Below are 17122 nucleotides of genomic sequence, written 5' to 3'. Positions count from 1 at the left end.
GGTGCCGCGCATGCGGTCAGGATTGCCTAGCCTGTGGCCCGCGGGGTGAGCACGGTGCCCGCGGGTACCGAGCGGCTGCGCGCGCCCGTGCTGGCGGGGGTGCTGGGCAAGGTCGCGGAGGCCGTCACCCTGGTCCTGCTGGCGACCGTGGTGCCCCGGCTGCTCGGGCCCTACGACTACGGGCTGTTCTCGGTGGTGCTGACGCTCGTCGCGATCGGCTCGGTCGCGCTGACCCTGGGCGGGGCGACGCTGCTGGGCCGCTACGTCCCGGCCGCCGCCCCCGCCGATCGCGGGCCGCTCGCCCGGACGATGACGCTGCGGCTGGCCCGCAACCGCGCCGCCCTGTTCCTCGCCCTGGTGGTCGTCGCCGGGCTGCTGGTGCTCGCCGACCCCGCGCGGTTCCCGCCGCTGCCCACCGCGTTCGTGCTGGTCGCGCTCGCGCTCAACGTCGCGGCGACGCTCGCGCTGCAGGCCGGCCTCGGGCTGGGCCGGGCCACGGCGTGGTCGGCCCGCTACCCGGTGCAGAACGGCGTGCTGATCGCGGCGGTGTTCGTGCTGTACGCGGCGGCCGGGGTGACCGGGGCGATGGGCGCGGTCGTGGTGGCCGCGGTCGCGGCGGCCGTGCTCGGGGCGGTCGCCGCCGCCCCGCTGCGGCACGCCGGACCGTCCGTGGCGTTCCCCGAGGGGGCGGCGCGGTTCGGGGTGCTGCAGGCCGCCAGCGGGGCGCTCGGGCAGGTCGCGCAGCGCGGCGGCGTCGTCGCGGTGGCGCTGCTGGCCGGGTCCGGCCTGGAGACCGGGTACGCGGCACTGGCCGTCGGCGTGGCGCTCGCGGCCACCTACGCGGTCGTGCAGCTGTTCACCGTGTCGCTGCCCGTGCTCACCCGGCGCCACGCCGGGGGCGGGGCGGATCCCGAGGCCACGCTGCGCCGACTCGCCGGGGTGCTGCTCGCCGTCACCCTGCCCGCGATGGCCGCCGCCGTGCTCGTGCTCGACGTCGCCGTGCCGGTCGCGTTCGGGGCCGACTACGCCGCGGCGACCGGCGCGTTCGGCCCGGCGCTGGCGATGGTCGTCCTCGCTCCCGTCAACGCCCTGCTCGTGCAGGCCGCGGCGCTGCGGCTGCGCTCGGAGGTGCTGCTGCGCGCCACCGCCACCGGGGCGGTCGTCTTCGCCGCGGTCGCCGTGGCGGCGGTCCCGTCGTGGGGGGCCGTCGGGGCGACGACGGCGCTGCTGGCCGGGGCCGCCGGCACCGCGCTGGTGGCGGTGCTCGGCCTGCCGGGCGCCGCCGGCGCGCGACTGGTCGCCGCGTCCCTCGGCGGGTCCGTCGCCGTCGCCGCACTGGGCGTGCTCACATGACGCCGTACCCGCGCACCCTCCCGCCACCCGCGCACGTACCGACGTGCGCGAGTGGCCGGAATGTGTGCAGCTCCCGCTCCCAGCCCGACGGAGGTCCGGCATGACCGAACCGCTCGTGTCCGTGGTCGTGCCGACGCGCGACCGGCCCGACCGCCTCGCGGTGTGCCTGGCCGCGCTGGAACGCCAGGACCATCCGCACCTGGAGATCGTCGTCGTCGACGACGCCTCGCGCGACGCGGCCGCCGTCGCCGCCGCGGTGGCCGCCGCACCGCGGGCCCGGCTGGTGCGCGGGGAGGGCCGCGGGCCTGCCGCGGCCCGCAACGCCGGCGTGCGCGAGGCCCGGGCGCCGATCGTCTGCTTCACCGACGACGACTGCGACCCGGTGCCCGGATGGGCCACCGCGCTCGCCGCCCGCGTCGCCGCGGGCGCCGACGCCGCCGCCGGGCCCACCCGCAACGGCCGGCCCGGCGACGTGCTGGCCGCGGCCGCGCAGGCGATCGCGACGCACCTCGCCGAGGCCGACGTCGAGCCCGCGACCGGGCGCATGCGCTTCGCCCCCACCAGCAACCTCGCCGCGCGGGCCGAGGTCCTGCGCGCCGTCCCGTTCGACGAGCGCTACCCGCTGGCCGCGGGCGAGGACCGCGACTGGTGCGCGCGCCTGCTCGACGGCGGGCGCACCCTGGAGTTCGAGCCCGCCGCGCTCGTCCGCCACCACCAGGACCTCTCGCCGCGCGGCTTCTGGCGCCAGCAGGTTCGCTACGGCCGCGGCGCCTACCGCTTCCGCTCCGACCACGGCACGCTGCTGCGGCTGGAGGCGCCCCGCTTCTACGCGGGCCTGGTGCGGCGCGGGTTCGCCGAGGGCGTGCGGGCGGGTGGGCTGGTCTGCGCCGCCCAGCTGGCGACGGCGCTCGGGATGGGCCTGGAGGCCCGCGCCGCCCGCACCGCTAAGGGCAGGCATAGCTGACTGATAGGGTCGCCCACGGCGCTCGTCGACGCCGCGGGGACGACGGACCGAGCGTGTCGACCACCCCTGAGACCTGTGGAGTGCCTGCGTGCTGACGATCCTCCAGTTCGACGCGGCAAGCGCCTCGGCGCTGACCCGCCTGCTCGCCGACGGCCGACTGCCCACCCTCGCCGGGTTGCGCGAGCGCGGCGTCTGGCACGAGCTCGACGCCCCCGCCACGCAGTTCGCGGCGGGCGCCCAGCACTCGCTCTACAGCGGCGTGGAGCTCGGCGACCACGGCCTGTTCTACCCGTTCCAGTGGTCGGCGCCCGAGCAGCGGGTGCACTACATGGGTGCCTTCCACGCGCCGCCGCCGGTGTGGGAGCGGCTGGGCCGCTCGGGCACGCGCACGCTCGCCGTCGATCCCTACGAGAGCCGCCCGCCGGTCGAGGCCCCGCCGGGGGAGCTGGTGTGCGGCTGGCAGCTGCACGACCGGGTGGTGCTGCGGCAGTGGGCGTCGCCGACGAGCACGCACCGCAGGCTGGAGCGCCTGTTCGGGCCGCCCCAGCCCGTCGACGAGGTGTTCGGGCGGCACACCGTGCGCGAGATGCTCGGCCTGCGCAGGCGGCTGCTCGCCGCACCGGGCCGGGTGGCCGACGCCGCCGAGCTGCTTCTCGCCGAGCAGCCCTTCGACCTGGCCTGGCTCACCTTCTGCGCCGCCCACGTCGCGGGCCACCAGTTCTGGGACCTCTCGCAGCTCGACCCGGCCGGGCTCGACGCCGACGCCGAGCGGGTGCTGGGGGGCACGCTCGACGACGTCTACGCGGCCGTGGACGCGGCGCTGGCCCGGGTCCTGCGCAGCCTGCCCGCCGACGCCGACCTGATGGTGGTCTCGCCGGTCGGCATGGACGTCAACACCAGCCGGGCGGACCTGCTCCCGGAGATGCTGCGCGCCATCCTCGACCCCGGGTCAGCGTCGGAGCGGCCGGACGGGACGCAGCAGCCCAGCGCGCCGGGCTCGATCTGGCGGCTGCGGGCGGCCCTGCCCAGCGGGGCCCGGGCGAAGGTGGCCTCCGCGCTGCCCGAGAAGGTGGCGCTCGAGCTCACCTCCCGGCTGGAGATGCGCGGCGTCGACTGGAGCACCACCCGCGCGTTCGCCCACCCCGCCGAGAACCAGGGCTACATCCGGCTCAACCTGCGCGGCCGCGAGCGCGACGGCATCGTCGCCCCCGAGGACGCCAAGGACCTCATGGACGAGATCGCCGCGGGCATCCTGACCTTCACCGACCTGGACGGCAGCCCGGCGGTGCGGTCGGTGGACCGGGTGTCGGAGCTGTTCGGCACCGGCGACCGGGCCCACCAGCTGCCCGACCTCATCGTGCGCTGGGTCGACACCCCGGCCACCCGGATCGAGGGCGTGCGCTCCGAGCGCTTCGGCACCGTGCTGCGCCACGGCGTCGGCAGCGGCCGCTCGGGCAACCACACCGAGGGCGACGCCTGGGCGCTCGTGGTGCCCGGCGCGTCGCGGCACGCGCAGCCCTCGCGGCCGCCGCGGCTGGAGGACGTGGCGGCCACCGCGGCCGCGCTGTCGGGCGCCGACACCGCCGACATGGCGGGCGAGCCGCTGCTGCAGCGGTAACGACCGGAGAGCGCCCCGCACGCCGGCCGGGACCGGTGTGCGGGGGAGGGGCGTGGTGGGCCGGCCCGCGGTGGCGCGAGACGGCTCAGCGGTCGACGGCGACCGGGCGTCCACCACGCGCGCACGCGCGCACGGCGTCGATCGCGGCCATCACGGCGAGCCCGTCGGCCGCGGTGCCGAGCAGCGGGTCGGGCGTGCCGGTCGTGACCGTGCGGGCCAGCGCCTCGAGCTGCGCGGTCAGCGACGCCACGAGCGGGTGCGGGCCCGCGGGACCCAGCCGGCCCCGCACCGCGGCGACCAGCCCGCCCGTGCCGTGGCGCGCGATCAGCCCGCCGTGCCGGTGACGGGCCTCGACGCGCTCGCGGTGCGGCCGGTCCGCGGCGCACCGGATCCGCGCGCGGGCCGCCCCGAGCACCAGGTCGAACTCCGCCCGGTCCGGGGTGACGGTGGCCCGCAGCACGTCGGTGACCTCGGCCCGGGTGATCCAGCGGGCGAGGTCGACCAGGTGCGGGCCCAGGTCGAGCAGCGCCTCGTCGGCCACGGCGTGCGCGCCCCAGCTGCGGCGGCGGTAGGCGAGCTCGAGGGCCAGCCCGACCTCGGCGCCGGCCGGCACCGCCGCGCGCAGCTGCGCCGTCCCCGGCCCGAACCGGCGGTTGAACCCGATCCACGGCGCCGGGGTGAGCGCCGCGAGCGACGCGGTGTCGTCGAGGTCGGCGGCGGGCGGCTTCTCGACCAGCACCGGCACCCCGGCCGCGGTGGCGGCCCGGGCGTCGGCGAGGTGGGCGGTGGCCGGCGTGGCGAGCACGAGCGCGTCGATCCCGCCCGCGGCGAGCAGGGACCCGGCGTCGGGGTACGCGGACACCCCGCCCGCCGCCCCCGCGACCCGGCCCCGGCGCTCGGGGTCGGGCTCGGCGAGCGCGACGAGCCGGACCCCCGTCGCGGCGTGCGCCGCGGGCACGTAGCCCTCCTCGGCCAGCCGGCCCGCCCCGACCAGCCCGATCCGGATCTCGCTCATCTGCTCTCCTCGCGCCTGCTCGTCGCTGCCGTGCCTGCGGGTGTCGTGCCTGCGGGTGGGCGGGTGGCGCGCCGCTGTTCCGCGACGTGCGCGAGCACCCCGGCCGGCACCGCGGCGACCGCGGTGAGGTGGTGCACGACGTGCAGCCCGATCCCGACCAGCGCCTCGCCGGGCCCCCGGCGCCGGGCCAGCATGCGGTAGAACCCGTGGTTGAGGCCGACGAGCGCGGCCAGCGCCCCCGCCGCGGGGCCCGGGCGGCGGGCCAGCAGCGCCGCGGTCCCGGCCGCGCACAGCGCCGCGCTGAGGCGGTGGCGCCAGCCGAGGTTGAGGGCGGCGGAGCCCTGGCCCGAGCGCAGCAGCAGCGCGACCCACGGCACGCCGCGGCGGGCGAAGTCGGTGAACACCATGGTGCGCAGCGTCCAGGCCTTGAGGTGCGTGCCCTGGATCGCGGGGTCGAGCCGGATCCGGGCCCCGGCGGCGACCAGGCGGGAACCGAGGTCGATGTCCTCGACCGAGGGGTGGGGGAAGCGGGCCGCGTCGAACCCGCCCACCGCGAGGAAGGCGTCGCGGCGCACGGCGCCCAGCCCGGACCAGAACGTGCTGGCCGGGCCGCCCGCGCCCTGGTGGACGTGGTGGTGCAGCAGGTTGCGGAAGGCGGCGACCGTGCCGCCGCGCGAGGGCGTGTCGTCGTAGGAGCCGAACACCGCCGCCACGCCGGGGTGCTCGCCGAACGCGGCCTTGACCCGGGTGAGCGCGTCGGGATGGACCTCGACGTCCGAGTCGACGAACACGACGATCTCGCCGGTGGCGCGCCGGGCGCCGGCGTTGCGGGCCTCGCAGACCGACATCGAGCGCGGACCGTCGACGACGACGACCTCGTCGACGTCGCTCGCCCGGGCCAGCGCCGCCGTGCACCGGGGCAGCGTGGCGGGCAGGTCGGTGGCGGGCACGACCACGGTCAGGGTGGGCATCGCGGAGACCCTAGCGCAGGCCAGCTTTGCTTTGCCTCACCTGGGTGGAGTCGGGCACTGGTAGGCGTAGGCGGCCCACCCCCCGGTGCGGGCGAGCGGGCGGGCGACGTCGGGCAGCGCGGCCATCCCGGCGTCGAGCGCGCCCCCGGAGCGCACGACCGCGACGACGGGCCCCGGGTCGTGGTTGGGGCGGACTACCGCGAGCGGCACGTCGAGGGTCCAGACCAGCCGCGGGCGCACCTCCAGCGCCGCGCCTGCCGCCTCGATCGACACCGCGCCGCACGCGAGCATCGCGTCCCGCCCACCGACGGCGGCGATCAGGGGGTCCAGCTCCGCGTCCGACGCCGCCCACTCGGCGGCCGTCGCGACCTGCACGGGCAGCCACTGGGCCCGGGCCTGCGCGAACGGCACGGCGGCGCCCACCAGCGCGACGAGGACGAGCGGGCGCAGCACGACCGGCCGGGTCGCCCTGACCGCCCAGCCGACCGCGATCCCGGCGAGCACGCACAGGACCGCCGCGGCGGGAGCGTAGAACCGGCCCAGCGCCGCGTAGCCGAACGCACCGGCCATGACCAGCACGATCGCGATCCAGCCGAGCGCACCCGCGGCCAGCACCACCGGGGCCGCCACCCGACGGTGCGCGGCCCACACCACCGCGACCGCCGCGGCGACCCAGACCGGTGCCACGACCGCCCCGGCCGCGTTGTCCATCGCCATCAGCAGGCGCTCGGCCGGACCCCCGGTCAGGACCCTGGCCACCGTCGCCCCGGCGACCGGGTCGCCCGACACCAGCGCGTCGCCGCCGAACCACAGCGCGGGTACCGCGGCCAGTACGGGCACCGCGAGCCAGGCCAGCCGGGGTGAGTGCCAGACCACGTACACCGCGTGGACCAGCAGGAACGGCCAGATCTCCGGGCGGGTGAGCCCGGCCGCGGCCAGGAACAGCAGTGCCTGGCCCCGGCGGTCGTCCAGGTGCCGCTCCACGGCGACCAGGCAGAGCATCACGGTGGCGGGCTCGATGTTGGCCTGCAGCAGGTGGCGGATCCAGCGCGCCTCGGCGTCGGGGGTGAGCAGGAACGCGGCCACGGCCAGGGCGCCGGCGACCGGCCCGGCGAACCGGCGCGCGAGCCGGAACGCCGCGACCAGGCCGACCAGCCCGGCGGTGCGGGCCACCACCGTCCACAACTCGGGCGCGGCGTCACCGAACAGCGCCAGCGGGGTCGTGACCAGCACGGGCAGCGGCTTCCACGCGATGCTCCCGTCCGAGGCGGGCACGCCACGGACGAGCTCGCGCCCCCACACCAGCCACACCCAGGGGTCGTAGCCGAGCACGGCGGGCACGGCGAGCGACGCCCACGCCAGCGCCGCGCACGCCAGCAGCGGCAGGGAGGCGATCGCGGGGCGACGCAGCCGCCGCAACAGCCGCGTGTGCGGGGGCGGCGGGCGCTCCGCACCGGCCGGTTCGGTCGGCGGTGGCGGCTGTGCGGCGGCGAGCCGCTCTGGCGCGCTCACCGCGCCGCCGCGGTCATCGTGGGAGGGCCTCGGCGACCGGAGGCAGGACGATCACCGGCCCGATGACGCGGACCCGCACGGTGTCGCCCGCGCGCCACGAGGCCGAGCCGGGCGTCCGGCTGCGCACGCGCAGGCCGCTGGGCAGTTCCAGGTGCACGAGCTGGTCGTGCCCGTAGAAGGAGCGCCCGAGCACGCGGCCGACCGGGAGGCCCGCGGACTCCGCCGGATGGTCGTCCACCGCCACCCGCTCGGGCCGCAGCACGACGTCCACCGGGCCGTGCAGCGCCGGGTCGGCGGGGAAGCGGCCGAGCTCGCTGTCGACGACGCCGTCGCGCACGGTTCCGGGGACGACGTCGGCGTCGCCGAGGAACTCCGCGACCCACCGGGTGGCCGGCTCGGCGTAGACCCGCTCGGGCGGGCCGACCTGCTCGATCCGCCCGTCCCGCATCACCGCGACGGTGTCGGCCAGTGACATGGCCTCCTGCTGGTTGTGGGTGACGAGCAGCGCGCTCGCTCCGGCCGCGCGCAGGATCGCCGCCACCTCCTCGCGCAGGCCGACCCGCAGCCCCTCGTCGAGCGCGGCGAAGGGCTCGTCGAGCAGGATGACCTCGGGATCCGCGGCCAACGCCCGGGCCAGCGCGATCCGCTGCCGCTCCCCGCCGGAGAGCTCGTGCGGGTATGCGCGCCCGCGCGCGCTCAGGCCGACGAGCTCCAGGCACTCCTGCGCGCGCCCGCGCCGCGGCCTGCCGAAGGCCAGGTTGTCGGCCACGGTCAGATGCGGGAACAGCGCCCCCTCCTGGAAGACCATGCCGATGCGCCGCTGGTCCGGCTCGGTCCAGGCGCCGTCGCCCGCGGCCAGCCTGCCGCCGATCGAGACGGTCCCCGAGTCGGGCCGCTCGAACCCGGCGATGATCCGCAGCAGCGTGGTCTTGCCGGAGCCGCTGGGACCGACCAGCGCCACGAGCTCGCCCGCGCCGACGGTGAGCGTGGCGGAGTCGACGGCACGGGCGGTACCGAAGGACCGGGTGATGTCGATGGCGTCGATCGCGGCGATGTCTGTCATGGTATGGGAACGCTATCCTATGATGGCGCGGCCGAACGGTGTTCGGCCTGTCCGGGGGTTCGCCCCGACGCCCGTCAGGAAGGCCCCCGATGCTCGCGGCCCTGCTCCGCCGTCGACTACTGCTCGTCCCCGCCGTCGTGCTCGTCCTGGTCGTCGTCCTCGGCGTCGTCGTCGTGCTGAGCGGGGGCTCGGGCTCCGCAGGCGGGGGGTCCGCGGACGCGGCGCCCCGGGCCGGTGCTGCCACCGAGGTCGACACCGCCGGGATCGAGTACGCCGACCGGCTCGTCGTCTACAACGGGCGCTCGCACTACGGCGACGAGCAGGTGTTCCTCGACTTCGAGGAGGCGACCGGCGTCGACATCGAGCTGCGCGGCGGCACCGCCCCCGAGCTGTTCGAGCGGCTGGAGCAGGAGGGTGCCGACAGCCCCGCCGACCTGCTGGTCACCACCGACCTGGCCAACCTCTGGCGCGCCGAGGAGGCCGGCCTGCTGCAGGGCGTCACGAGCCCGACCCTGCAGTCCCAGGTGCCCGAGGGTCTGCACGACGCCGACGGGTCCTGGTGGGCGGTGTCCACCCGCCTGCGCATCCCGGTCGTGTCCACCGAGCGGATCCCGGCCGGCGCCGTCGACGGCTACGAGGACCTCGGCGACCCCGCGTACCGGGGCCGGACGTGCCTGCGCACCTCCAACAGCGAGTACAACCAGTCGATGGTCGCGGACATGATCGCCAAGCGGGGTGCGGAGGCCACCGAGGAGCTGCTGCGGTCCTGGATGGCGAACGAGCCCCAGATCCTCGGCTCGGACGGGGAGATGCTCGCCGTGATGGCGGCGGGCGACTGCGACCTGGGTCTGAGCAACCACTACTACCTCGGCCGCGCACTGGACGAGAACCCGGGCTTCCCGGTCGCGCCGGCCTGGCCCGACCAGGACGGCGCCGGTGCCCACACCAACCTCTCCGGTGTCGGGGTCGTGGCCGGGTCGGACGCCGTGCCGACCGCGGTGGCGCTGATGGAGTGGCTCACCTCACCGCCGGCGCAGGAGCAGATCATCGCGCGCAGCGAGTTCGCCGCGAACCCCGCCGTGCCCCCCGCCCCGCACATCCGGGACTGGGCCGACGTGCGCATCGACCCGATCGCGGTCGAGGAGGCCGGGCCGCTGCTCGACGACGCGATCTCGCTGATGCTGGCGGTGGGATGGGACTAGCGGCGGGCGAGGCCCGCCCGACCACCGCCCGGGAGCCGGCCGCTCCGCCACCCCGGCGGCGGCGACGCCCGTCCGGGTGGGCGGTGGCCGGCGTCCTCGTCGCGCTCGGCGTGGCCGGCCCGCTCGTCGTGCTGCCCGCGAGCTTCCTCGCCGGGGGCGGCGGGTTCGACCCGATCGCGCTGGCTCTGCTGCCCTCGGCGCTGCTGCGCAGCGTGCTGCTCGGGGTCGGGGTCGCGGTCGGCACGCTCGCGATCGGCGGCTCGCTCGCCGTACTGGTGTCGTTCTACGACTTCCCCGGCAGGCGGTGGCTGGACTGGGCGCTCGTGCTCCCGCTGGCCGTGCCCGCCTACGTGCTGGTGTTCGTGCTGGTCGGCCAGTTCGGGTACGCCAACCCGCTGCAGAGCAGCCTGTTCGGCGCGGGCCTGCAGCTGCCCGGGCTGCGCGGCCCGCTCGGTGCGATCTGCGCGCTCACCGCGGTGCTCTACCCCTATGTCTACGTGCTCGGGCGCAGCGCGTTCCTCGGGCAGTCCCGCCGGTCGATCGACGCCGCGCGCAGCCTGGGCCGCAGCTACGGGCAGGCGGTGCGGGGGATCGCGCTGCCGCTGGCCCGACCGGCACTGGCGGCGGGCGCGGCGCTGGCAGTGATGGAGGCACTGGCCGACTTCGGCGCGGTGAACCTGCTGGGCTACCAGACGCTCACCGACGCCATCTACCGCGTCTGGTACGGCGCGTTCGACGAGTCGGCGGCGCTGCAGCTCGCGTCGGTACTGGTCGGCCTGGCACTGCTGATGGTCGTGCTGGAGCGGTTGCTGCGCGGCCGGGCCCGCTACGACCAGGCCCTGTCGCGCGGCGACGCGGTGATCCCGCTGCGGCTGCGGGGCTGGCGGGCGGGCGCGGCGACGGCGGCGCCGGTCGCGTTGCTGGTCCTGGTCTTCGGCATCCCGCTGCTGCAGCTGGTGGCCTGGTCGGCCGAGACCGTCCTCGCCGGCCGGGTGGCCGACCGGCTCGGCGAGGCCGTGACCAGCACGCTCCTGCTGGCGGTCGCGGCCGCGTTGCTCGCGGTCGTCACCTCGCTCGCGGTGGTCTACGGCCAGCGGATCGCGCCGTCGCGGCTCGGTGCGGTCGCGTCCCGGATCGCCTCGGTGGGCTACGCGGTCCCGGGCACCGTGGTGGCCGTGGCGGTCTACGTGCCGCTGGTCTGGCTGGACCGCCGCCTGATCGCCGGGGCCGACAACCTGTTCGGGATCGACATCGGGCTGCTGTTCACCGGGTCGATCCTGGGGCTGGTCGGCGCGTACGTCATCCGCTTCCACGCCCAGGCGTTCTTCTCGCTGGAGTCGCGGATGGGGCGCATCCATCCCCATCTCGACGACGCCGCGCGTGCGCTGGGCGCCGACCGCGCGCGGCTGCTCGCGGAGGTGCACGTCCCGCTGCTGTGGCCCGGCGTCCTGACCGCGGCGCTGCTGGTGGCGGTGGAGGTCATCAAGGAGCTGCCGGCCACGGCGCTGCTGCGCCCGCTGGGTCGGGACACGCTGGCCGTCCTGACCTGGGAGGCCACCAAGGACGCCCGCTTCGACACGGCCGCGCTGCCCGCCCTGCTGATCGTGCTGGTCGGGCTGATCCCGGTCGTGATGCTCATCCGGCTCCGGAACCGGGACGGGGTGCGGCCTCCGGTGGGACCGGGCGCCGGCTGACGGCGCGGGGCAGGACCGGGGCGTCGCGGCCGGTGCCGGCCGGGCCCGCGTCGCCGGTCGTCGCCTCGTCGCCGGTCACCTCCTCGTGGTAGTCGGCCTCCACGTTCACCGACCAGATGTCGTGGTCGGTGCCGGTGAGGATGTTCTCGACGGTCAGCATGGCGGTGACCATGGAGTGGTCCTGGTTGTTGTAGCGGTGCATGCCGTTGCGCCCCACGGGGTGCACGTTGGGCACGTGTGCGGCGAGCCACCCGCGCAGCACCGCGACGTGCCCGGCGAAGCCCTCGTCGTAGACGGGGTAGGCCTTGGGCATCCGCACGACGTAGCCGGCCGCCACCTCGTCCGCGCCGGCGAGCCCGAGCGCGGCCAGCTCCCGGGTGCCCAGCTCGACCAGCTCGGCGTCGGGGCGCTCCCAGAGCTCGTCGCCGGCGAACACGAAGTACTCCAGGCCCAGGCAGGTCCAGCCCGGCTTGACCATCGACTCCGACCACCGGCCGAAGTTCTGGATCCGGCCCAGCGCCACCTCGGGGGAGTGCACGTAGATCCAGTTGTCGGGGAAGCTGCCGCTCTCGGGGACCACCAGCGCCACGGTGAGGAAGTCGCGGAAGCTCAGCGCGTCGGCGGCGGCCCGGACGGCCGGGGGGGCCGGCGGGTCCATGGCCCGGACCAGGTCGGGCAGCGGCATGGAGGAGATCACGTGGGTGCACGGGTAGCTGGTCGTCGCCCCCTCCGCGGTCGCCGTGACGCTCACGGCGCGCCCGCCCTCCCGCCGGATCGTGGTGACCGGCTGGTCGAGCAGCACCTTGCTGCCGGCCGCCTCGACCAGTTCGCGGCAGCGCTCCCACATCATCCCCGGCCCGTACCGCGGGTAGTGGAACTCCTCGATCAGCGACGTGATCGCCTTCTGGTTGCGTCGCGGGCGCAGGCCGTTGAGCACCGCGTTGGCCAGCGACAGGTCCTTGATGCGCTGCGCGGCCCAGTCCGACTGGATGGCCGTGGCCGGCACGCCCCAGACCTTCTCGTTGTAGCTCTTGAAGAAGTGGTGGTAGAGCCGGTAGCCGAAGCGGGCGGCGACCCAGCCCTCCAGGTGCGACTGGTCGGCGGGCGGGCGCAGCCGGACCCACAGGTAGGACAGCGCGCAGCGGATCGCCTCCACGGTGCCCAGGTTGCGCAGCGCGCCCAGCGGGCGCAGCGGGTAGTCGTAGAACCGGCCGCGGTAGAGGATGCGGCTCTGCCGGGGGCGCAGCAGGAAGTCCTCGGCGTCGGGCAGGATCTCCCGCCACAGCGCCTCGACCCGCGCGACCTTGGTGAAGAAGCGGTGGCCGCCGATGTCGAAGCGCCACCCGTCACGCTCGACGGTACGGCTGATGCCGCCGACGATCTCGTCGGCCTCCAGCACGGTGGCGCCGACGCCGCGGCGGGCGAGCTCGTAGGCGGCGGTGAGCCCGGCCGGACCGGCGCCGACGACCACGACGTCGAGGTCGTGGTCGGGCTCGTGGCCGGGAGTCGGCGCGGGCAGGGGGGTGGAAGCCATGGGCATGTGGACCTGACCTCGGGGGGGCGGGGGAGGGGAACGATCAGGGGTGCAGCGTCGGGGGACCCGGTCAGACCGCCTGCTGGGCGGCGGGAGTGACGAGGCTGTCGCGGAACCAGGCGATGGTCCGGTGCAGCCCGTCGGCGAGGTCGACGGTGGGTTCCCAGCCCAGGGAGCTGCGGGCCAGGGTGATGTCAGGGCGTCGGACGGTCGGGTCGTCCTCCGGGCGCGCGATGTGGCGGATCGGGCTCGCCGAGCCGACGAGGTCGCGCACCAGCCGGGCGAGGTGCTCGATCGAGACCTCGTGCGGGTTGCCGATGTTGACCGGGCCCGCGAGCGTCGACCCCAGCAACCGCAGGCAGCCCTCGACCAGGTCGTCGACGTACTGGATCGACCGGGTCTGGCTGCCATCACCCGCGACGGTCAGCGGCTCGCCAGCCAGCGCCTGGCGGATGAACGTCGGCACCGCACGCCCGTCGTCGGGTCGCATCCGGGGCCCGTGGGTGTTGAAGATGCGGACGATGGCGGTGTCCACGCCCTTGGCCCGCCGATAGGCCATCGTCATCGCCTCGGCGAACCGCTTGGCCTCGTCGTAGACCCCGCGTGGCCCGACCGGGTTCACGTGGCCCCAGTAGCTCTCCGGCTGTGGATGGACCTGGGGGTCGCCGTAGGCCTCCGACGTGGACGCCAGCAGGAAGCGCGCCTTCTTCTCCTTGGCCAGGCCCAGGGTGTGCAGCGTGCCGATGGAGCCGACCTTCAGCGTCTCGATCGGCATCCGCAGGTAGTCGATCGGCGAGGCCGGCGACGCGAAGTGCAGCACGGCGTCGACGTCGCCGACGACGTGTACGAAGTCGGTGACGTCCGCCCGCACCAGCCGGAACGGGCCCACCTCGGCGAGGTGGGCGACGTTGCTCGGCGAGCCGGTGGAGAGGTCGTCCAGGCACAGGACGCCGTATCCCTCGTGCAGCAGTCGCTCGCACAGGTGCGAGCCGAGGAATCCGGCACCACCGGTGACGACAGCTCTCGGTCGTGGCATGCACTGCCTCCCGTTCGGCCCCCGAATAGGAAAAGTGAGTGCACCCTAGCCTAAAGCATCTTTTGGATGTCTATACCTCGCCTGTCACTTATGTGACGGTTCGGCGGGATCGACGCCCGGGCGCTCAGCTCGGGGGCCGCCAGGGCCGGGGCGGCAGCACCGGCAGCCCGGTCGGTGCGCACTGGCCGCCGCGCTCGCCGGCGTAGCGGAAGATCGCCCAGCCGGTCGTGGCGGCGAGGATCGACCCCGCCAGGATCCCGATCTTGGCCTGGTTCACCAGTGCGGTGTCGTCGAGCGCCAGGTCGGTGACGAACAGCGCCACGGTGAAGCCGATGCCCGCCAGCCCGGCCCCGCCGACGATCTGTCCCCAGCGCAGCGTGTCGGGCACCCGCCCGATGCCGGTGCGCAGCGCCACCCAGGTGCCCGCCGTGACGCCGACGAGCTTGCCCGCGGTCAGCCCGACCACGATGCCCCAGGTCAGCGGCGAGGACACCGCGGCGGCGAGCGTCGCTCCGTCGAGGGGGACCCCGGCGTTGGCGAGCACGAATATCGGCACGATGACATAGCTGCTCCACGGCTGGATGCGCAGCTGCAGCCGCTCGTTGGGGGACACGGCCTCGGTCACGGCCACCTGCGCCGCCAACGCCCGCTGCGCGCTCGGGTCGACGAGGAAGCTGCGGCCCATCACCGCCACCTGGTCGATGTCGGATCTGCGGGGCGCGTAGGCGTTGACGAGCAGGCCCAGCGCCACCCCGACGACGCTGGGGTGGACCCCGGACTCGAGCACCGCGAGCCACATGACCAGGCCGATCACCACGTAGAGCGGCGTGCGCCAGAACTGCGCGTAGCGCAGGGCCAGCAACGCCCCGAACAGGGCGCCGGCCAGCAACAGCGGCGTGACCTGCACGTCGTCGGTGTAGAAGAACGCGATGGCGGCCACCGCGCCGATGTCGTCGACGATGGCCAGGGCCAGCAGGAACACCCGCAGCTGGTCCGGGCACCGGGGCCCGACGAGCGCGAGCACCCCGATCACCACGGCGGTGTCGGTCGAGATGGCGATGCCCCAGGCGCCCGCCGCGGGCCCGCCTGCGTTGAACGCGAGGAACAGCAGGGCCGGCACCACCAGTCCGCCGACCGCGGCGGCGGTGGGCGCGGCGATCGCCCGGGCACCGCGCAGCTCGCCCAGCACCGCCTCGCGCGACATCTCCAGCCCGACGCTGAAGAAGAACAGCACCATCAGCCCGTCGTTGACCCAGTGCCGCAGGTCCTCGGTGAGCGCGGTGTCGCCGATCCGCAGCGAGAACTCGGTGTGCCAGAAGTCCTCGTAGCCCTGCCCGAGGTTCACCCACAGCAGGGCGACCGCGGCGGCGCCCAGCAGCAGGACGGCCGAGCCCGACTCGGTGCGCAGGAACGCCCTGGCGGCGCGGCTGAGCTCGCCGCGCTCGGCTAGTGTCGCAATCGTCACCAGTCGATCCTTCCCTAGGAGGCCGACGATGAGCACCCCGCAGCTGGATCCGCCCGTCGGGCCCTACGACCACCTCAAGGGGGTACTCGGGGCCGAGCTGACGCTCGTGGAGTACGGCGACTTCGAGTGCCCGTACTGCCGGGCCACGGTGCCGGTCGTCCACGAGGTCGTCGAGCGGCTCGGGCGCAGGCTGGTGTTCGCGTTCCGGCACTTCCCCCTCGCCGAGCTGCATCCGTACGCCCTGTCGGCCGCCGTGGCGGCCGAGGCGGCGGGGATGGTCGGGCAGTTCTGGCCGATGTACGGCCGCCTCATGGCCGGTGACGAGCCCGCGCTGACCCAGGCCGACCTGCGCCGCTACGCGGAGGAGATCGGGGTGCCGCCCGAGTCGGTGCTCTGGCCGGCGACCCAGCGGGTCGAGGACCGGGTCGAGGCCGACTTCAACTCCGGGGTGCGCAGCGGAGTGCAGGGCACGCCCGCGCTGTTCGTCAACGGGGTCGCCTACCGCGGCGAGCGCACGGCTGACGCCCTGGTCGAGGCCCTGCAGACCCAGCAGGCCCAGCCGACGGAGTCCCGTCCCGCCTGAGGTGCGCCGGCGGGGGAGCACGCGGGTCACGCGGTGGTTGGGAGGGCCCGGTTCGGGGAACCCCGTCGTGTCGCGCAGCACCACGGCAGCCGACCGTCGTGACCGGAGGTTCGTCGTGACCGGGTTCTCCCTCAGCCGCCTCCTCCGTCGGGTGCGCGCGCTCCTCGATCCGGCGAAGGACCCGGTTCCGGTCGAGCTGACGGACGGTTGGCGCGGTACCGGGCCGGTCGTGCTGGTCGGGGGTTTCTGCACCACGGAGCTGAACCTGGATCCGCTGCGGGCCCGCCTCACCCGGCTCGGGTACGCCGTGACGACGTACACCGTGGGCAGCGGGCTGGGCTGCGGGCGGCGCACGGTGGCCGACCTCAAGGACGTCGTCCGGGCCGCTGCCCGCGCGGCCGGGTCGCCCGTCCGGTTGCTGGGGTACAGCCGGGGTGGGCAGTTCGCGCGGGCGGTCGCGGCCGACCCGTCGATGCCGGTGAGCTCGCTCGTGACCCTGGGCACGCCCTTCGACGTCTACGGGGTGAGCGTGCCGCTGCGCCTGCAGGCGGCCGCGCTGGCCGTCGCAGGCACGCTCGGGGTGCCCGGCCTGTTCACGCTGTCGTGCTTCTACGGGACGTGCTGCGCGTCGTTCCACGACGGGCTCCGCGCTGTCCCCGAGGTGCCGTTCACCGCCGTCTACAGCCGCGAGGACCGGCTGGTGCGCTGGCGGGCGTGCCTCGACCCCGCCGCCCGCACTATCGAGGTGCCCGGAAGCCACCTGGGTCTGCTGGTCGACCACGAACCCCTGCGGGCGGTCGCCGAAGCCCTGGGGGCCTGCGACGCGTCGCCCGTGCCCGCCTGAACGCCCCTGGCCCCGCTGCTCGGGGGCCTACTCCCGGTAGTCGTGGGGTTGGGTCCAGTACCGGTGTCCGGTGGGGGTGATCCACTCGACGCGGCGGTCGGGGTGGAGGACGACCTGCCAGCCGGGGTGTTCCTTCATGTGATGGTGGGCGGTGCATGCGGTGCACAGGTTGGCCTCGTCGGTGGGCCCGCCGCAGTTCCACGGGGTGACGTGGTCGAGTTCGCAGGTGGCGGCGTTGCGGCGGCACCCCGGGGTGCGGCAGGTGACG

At 75.6% G+C, this 17122-nt stretch carries 15 protein-coding genes; 7 read left to right on the top strand and 8 right to left on the bottom strand.

The window, feature by feature from the left end; translation table 11 throughout:
• Positions 1 to 45 precede the first annotated feature (45 nt).
• From Q1K26_RS17740 to Q1K26_RS17730, 3 genes are all read left to right on the top strand, one after another.
• Positions 46 to 1353: an oligosaccharide flippase family protein gene (locus Q1K26_RS17740; protein WP_300013909.1), complete on the top strand. Its 1308-nt coding sequence runs from the start codon at positions 46 to 48 to the stop codon at positions 1351 to 1353.
• A 100-nt stretch (positions 1354 to 1453) separates the two neighbouring features.
• A complete protein-coding gene (locus tag Q1K26_RS17735; protein WP_300013906.1) occupies positions 1454 to 2317 on the top strand; it encodes a glycosyltransferase in 864 nt (287 codons plus the stop codon).
• Between the two features lie 88 nt (positions 2318 to 2405).
• Complete coding sequence (locus tag Q1K26_RS17730) at positions 2406 to 3935, top strand: hypothetical protein (protein WP_300013903.1); 1530 nt, start codon at positions 2406 to 2408, stop codon at positions 3933 to 3935.
• Between the two features lie 85 nt (positions 3936 to 4020).
• On the opposite strand, the gene Q1K26_RS17725 is transcribed toward Q1K26_RS17730, so the two are convergent.
• Genes Q1K26_RS17725 through Q1K26_RS17710 form a run of 4 tightly spaced genes read right to left on the bottom strand, consistent with a single transcriptional unit; the run spans position 4021 to position 8496 of the window.
• Positions 4021 to 4950, bottom strand: a complete 930-nt coding sequence (locus Q1K26_RS17725; RefSeq protein WP_300013900.1) for a Gfo/Idh/MocA family oxidoreductase — start codon at positions 4948 to 4950, stop codon at positions 4021 to 4023.
• The gene (locus Q1K26_RS17720) at positions 4947 to 5921 is read right to left on the bottom strand and encodes a glycosyltransferase (protein ID WP_300013897.1); all 975 of its coding nucleotides are present in this window, start codon (positions 5919 to 5921) and stop codon (positions 4947 to 4949) included. Before Q1K26_RS17720 ends, Q1K26_RS17725 begins: the two co-directional genes overlap by 4 nt.
• A gap of 36 nt (positions 5922 to 5957) precedes the next feature.
• Positions 5958 to 7433 (bottom strand): hypothetical protein, encoded by a 1476-nt coding sequence (locus Q1K26_RS17715; RefSeq protein WP_300013894.1) that lies wholly within the window; start codon positions 7431 to 7433, stop codon positions 5958 to 5960.
• A 13-nt stretch (positions 7434 to 7446) separates the two neighbouring features.
• Complete coding sequence (locus Q1K26_RS17710; protein WP_300013891.1) at positions 7447 to 8496, bottom strand: ABC transporter ATP-binding protein; 1050 nt, start codon at positions 8494 to 8496, stop codon at positions 7447 to 7449.
• A gap of 89 nt (positions 8497 to 8585) precedes the next feature.
• On the opposite strand from Q1K26_RS17710, the gene Q1K26_RS17705 reads away from it, so the two are divergent.
• Both Q1K26_RS17705 and Q1K26_RS17700 read left to right on the top strand, forming a co-directional pair.
• Complete coding sequence (locus tag Q1K26_RS17705; RefSeq protein WP_300013888.1) at positions 8586 to 9698, top strand: extracellular solute-binding protein; 1113 nt, start codon at positions 8586 to 8588, stop codon at positions 9696 to 9698.
• Between the two features lie 83 nt (positions 9699 to 9781).
• Entirely contained in the window at positions 9782 to 11392 is a 1611-nt protein-coding gene (locus Q1K26_RS17700; RefSeq protein ID WP_300013883.1) for an iron ABC transporter permease, read from the top strand.
• Here the strand turns inward: Q1K26_RS17700 and Q1K26_RS17695 are convergent.
• From Q1K26_RS17695 to nhaA, 3 genes are all read right to left on the bottom strand, one after another.
• The gene (locus tag Q1K26_RS17695) at positions 11334 to 12926 is read right to left on the bottom strand and encodes an NAD(P)/FAD-dependent oxidoreductase (RefSeq protein WP_300013879.1); all 1593 of its coding nucleotides are present in this window, start codon (positions 12924 to 12926) and stop codon (positions 11334 to 11336) included. The two genes, Q1K26_RS17700 and Q1K26_RS17695, sit on opposite strands and share 59 nt — an antisense overlap.
• 70 nt (positions 12927 to 12996) lie before the next feature.
• Positions 12997 to 13962: a UDP-glucuronic acid decarboxylase family protein gene (locus tag Q1K26_RS17690; protein ID WP_300013876.1), complete on the bottom strand. Its 966-nt coding sequence runs from the start codon at positions 13960 to 13962 to the stop codon at positions 12997 to 12999.
• A 124-nt stretch (positions 13963 to 14086) separates the two neighbouring features.
• Positions 14087 to 15427, bottom strand: coding sequence for a Na+/H+ antiporter NhaA (gene nhaA / locus Q1K26_RS17685; RefSeq protein WP_300013874.1), 1341 nt, complete (start codon positions 15425 to 15427; stop codon positions 14087 to 14089).
• Between the two features lie 28 nt (positions 15428 to 15455).
• Here nhaA and Q1K26_RS17680 point away from each other — a divergent pair, with 28 nt between their 5' ends.
• Together Q1K26_RS17680 and Q1K26_RS17675 are read left to right on the top strand one after the other, a co-directional pair.
• Entirely contained in the window at positions 15456 to 16010 is a 555-nt protein-coding gene (locus Q1K26_RS17680; RefSeq protein ID WP_300013871.1) for a thioredoxin domain-containing protein, read from the top strand.
• Positions 16011 to 16125: 115 nt separating this feature from the next.
• On the top strand, positions 16126 to 16854 hold the full coding sequence (locus tag Q1K26_RS17675) for a hypothetical protein (protein WP_300013868.1): 729 nt from the start codon (positions 16126 to 16128) through the stop codon (positions 16852 to 16854).
• 27 nt (positions 16855 to 16881) lie between these two features.
• On the opposite strand, the gene Q1K26_RS17670 is transcribed toward Q1K26_RS17675, so the two are convergent.
• The coding region (locus tag Q1K26_RS17670; RefSeq protein WP_300013865.1) for an HNH endonuclease signature motif containing protein at positions 16882 to 17122 on the bottom strand (241 nt) is incomplete at its 5' end.

The sequence above is a fragment of the Pseudonocardia sp. genome (genome assembly GCF_029263155.1).
GTDB lineage: Bacteria > Actinomycetota > Actinomycetes > Mycobacteriales > Pseudonocardiaceae > Pseudonocardia.
Note: the sequence above shows the minus strand (reverse complement) of the source record. Positions and strands in the feature narration are given on the sequence as shown.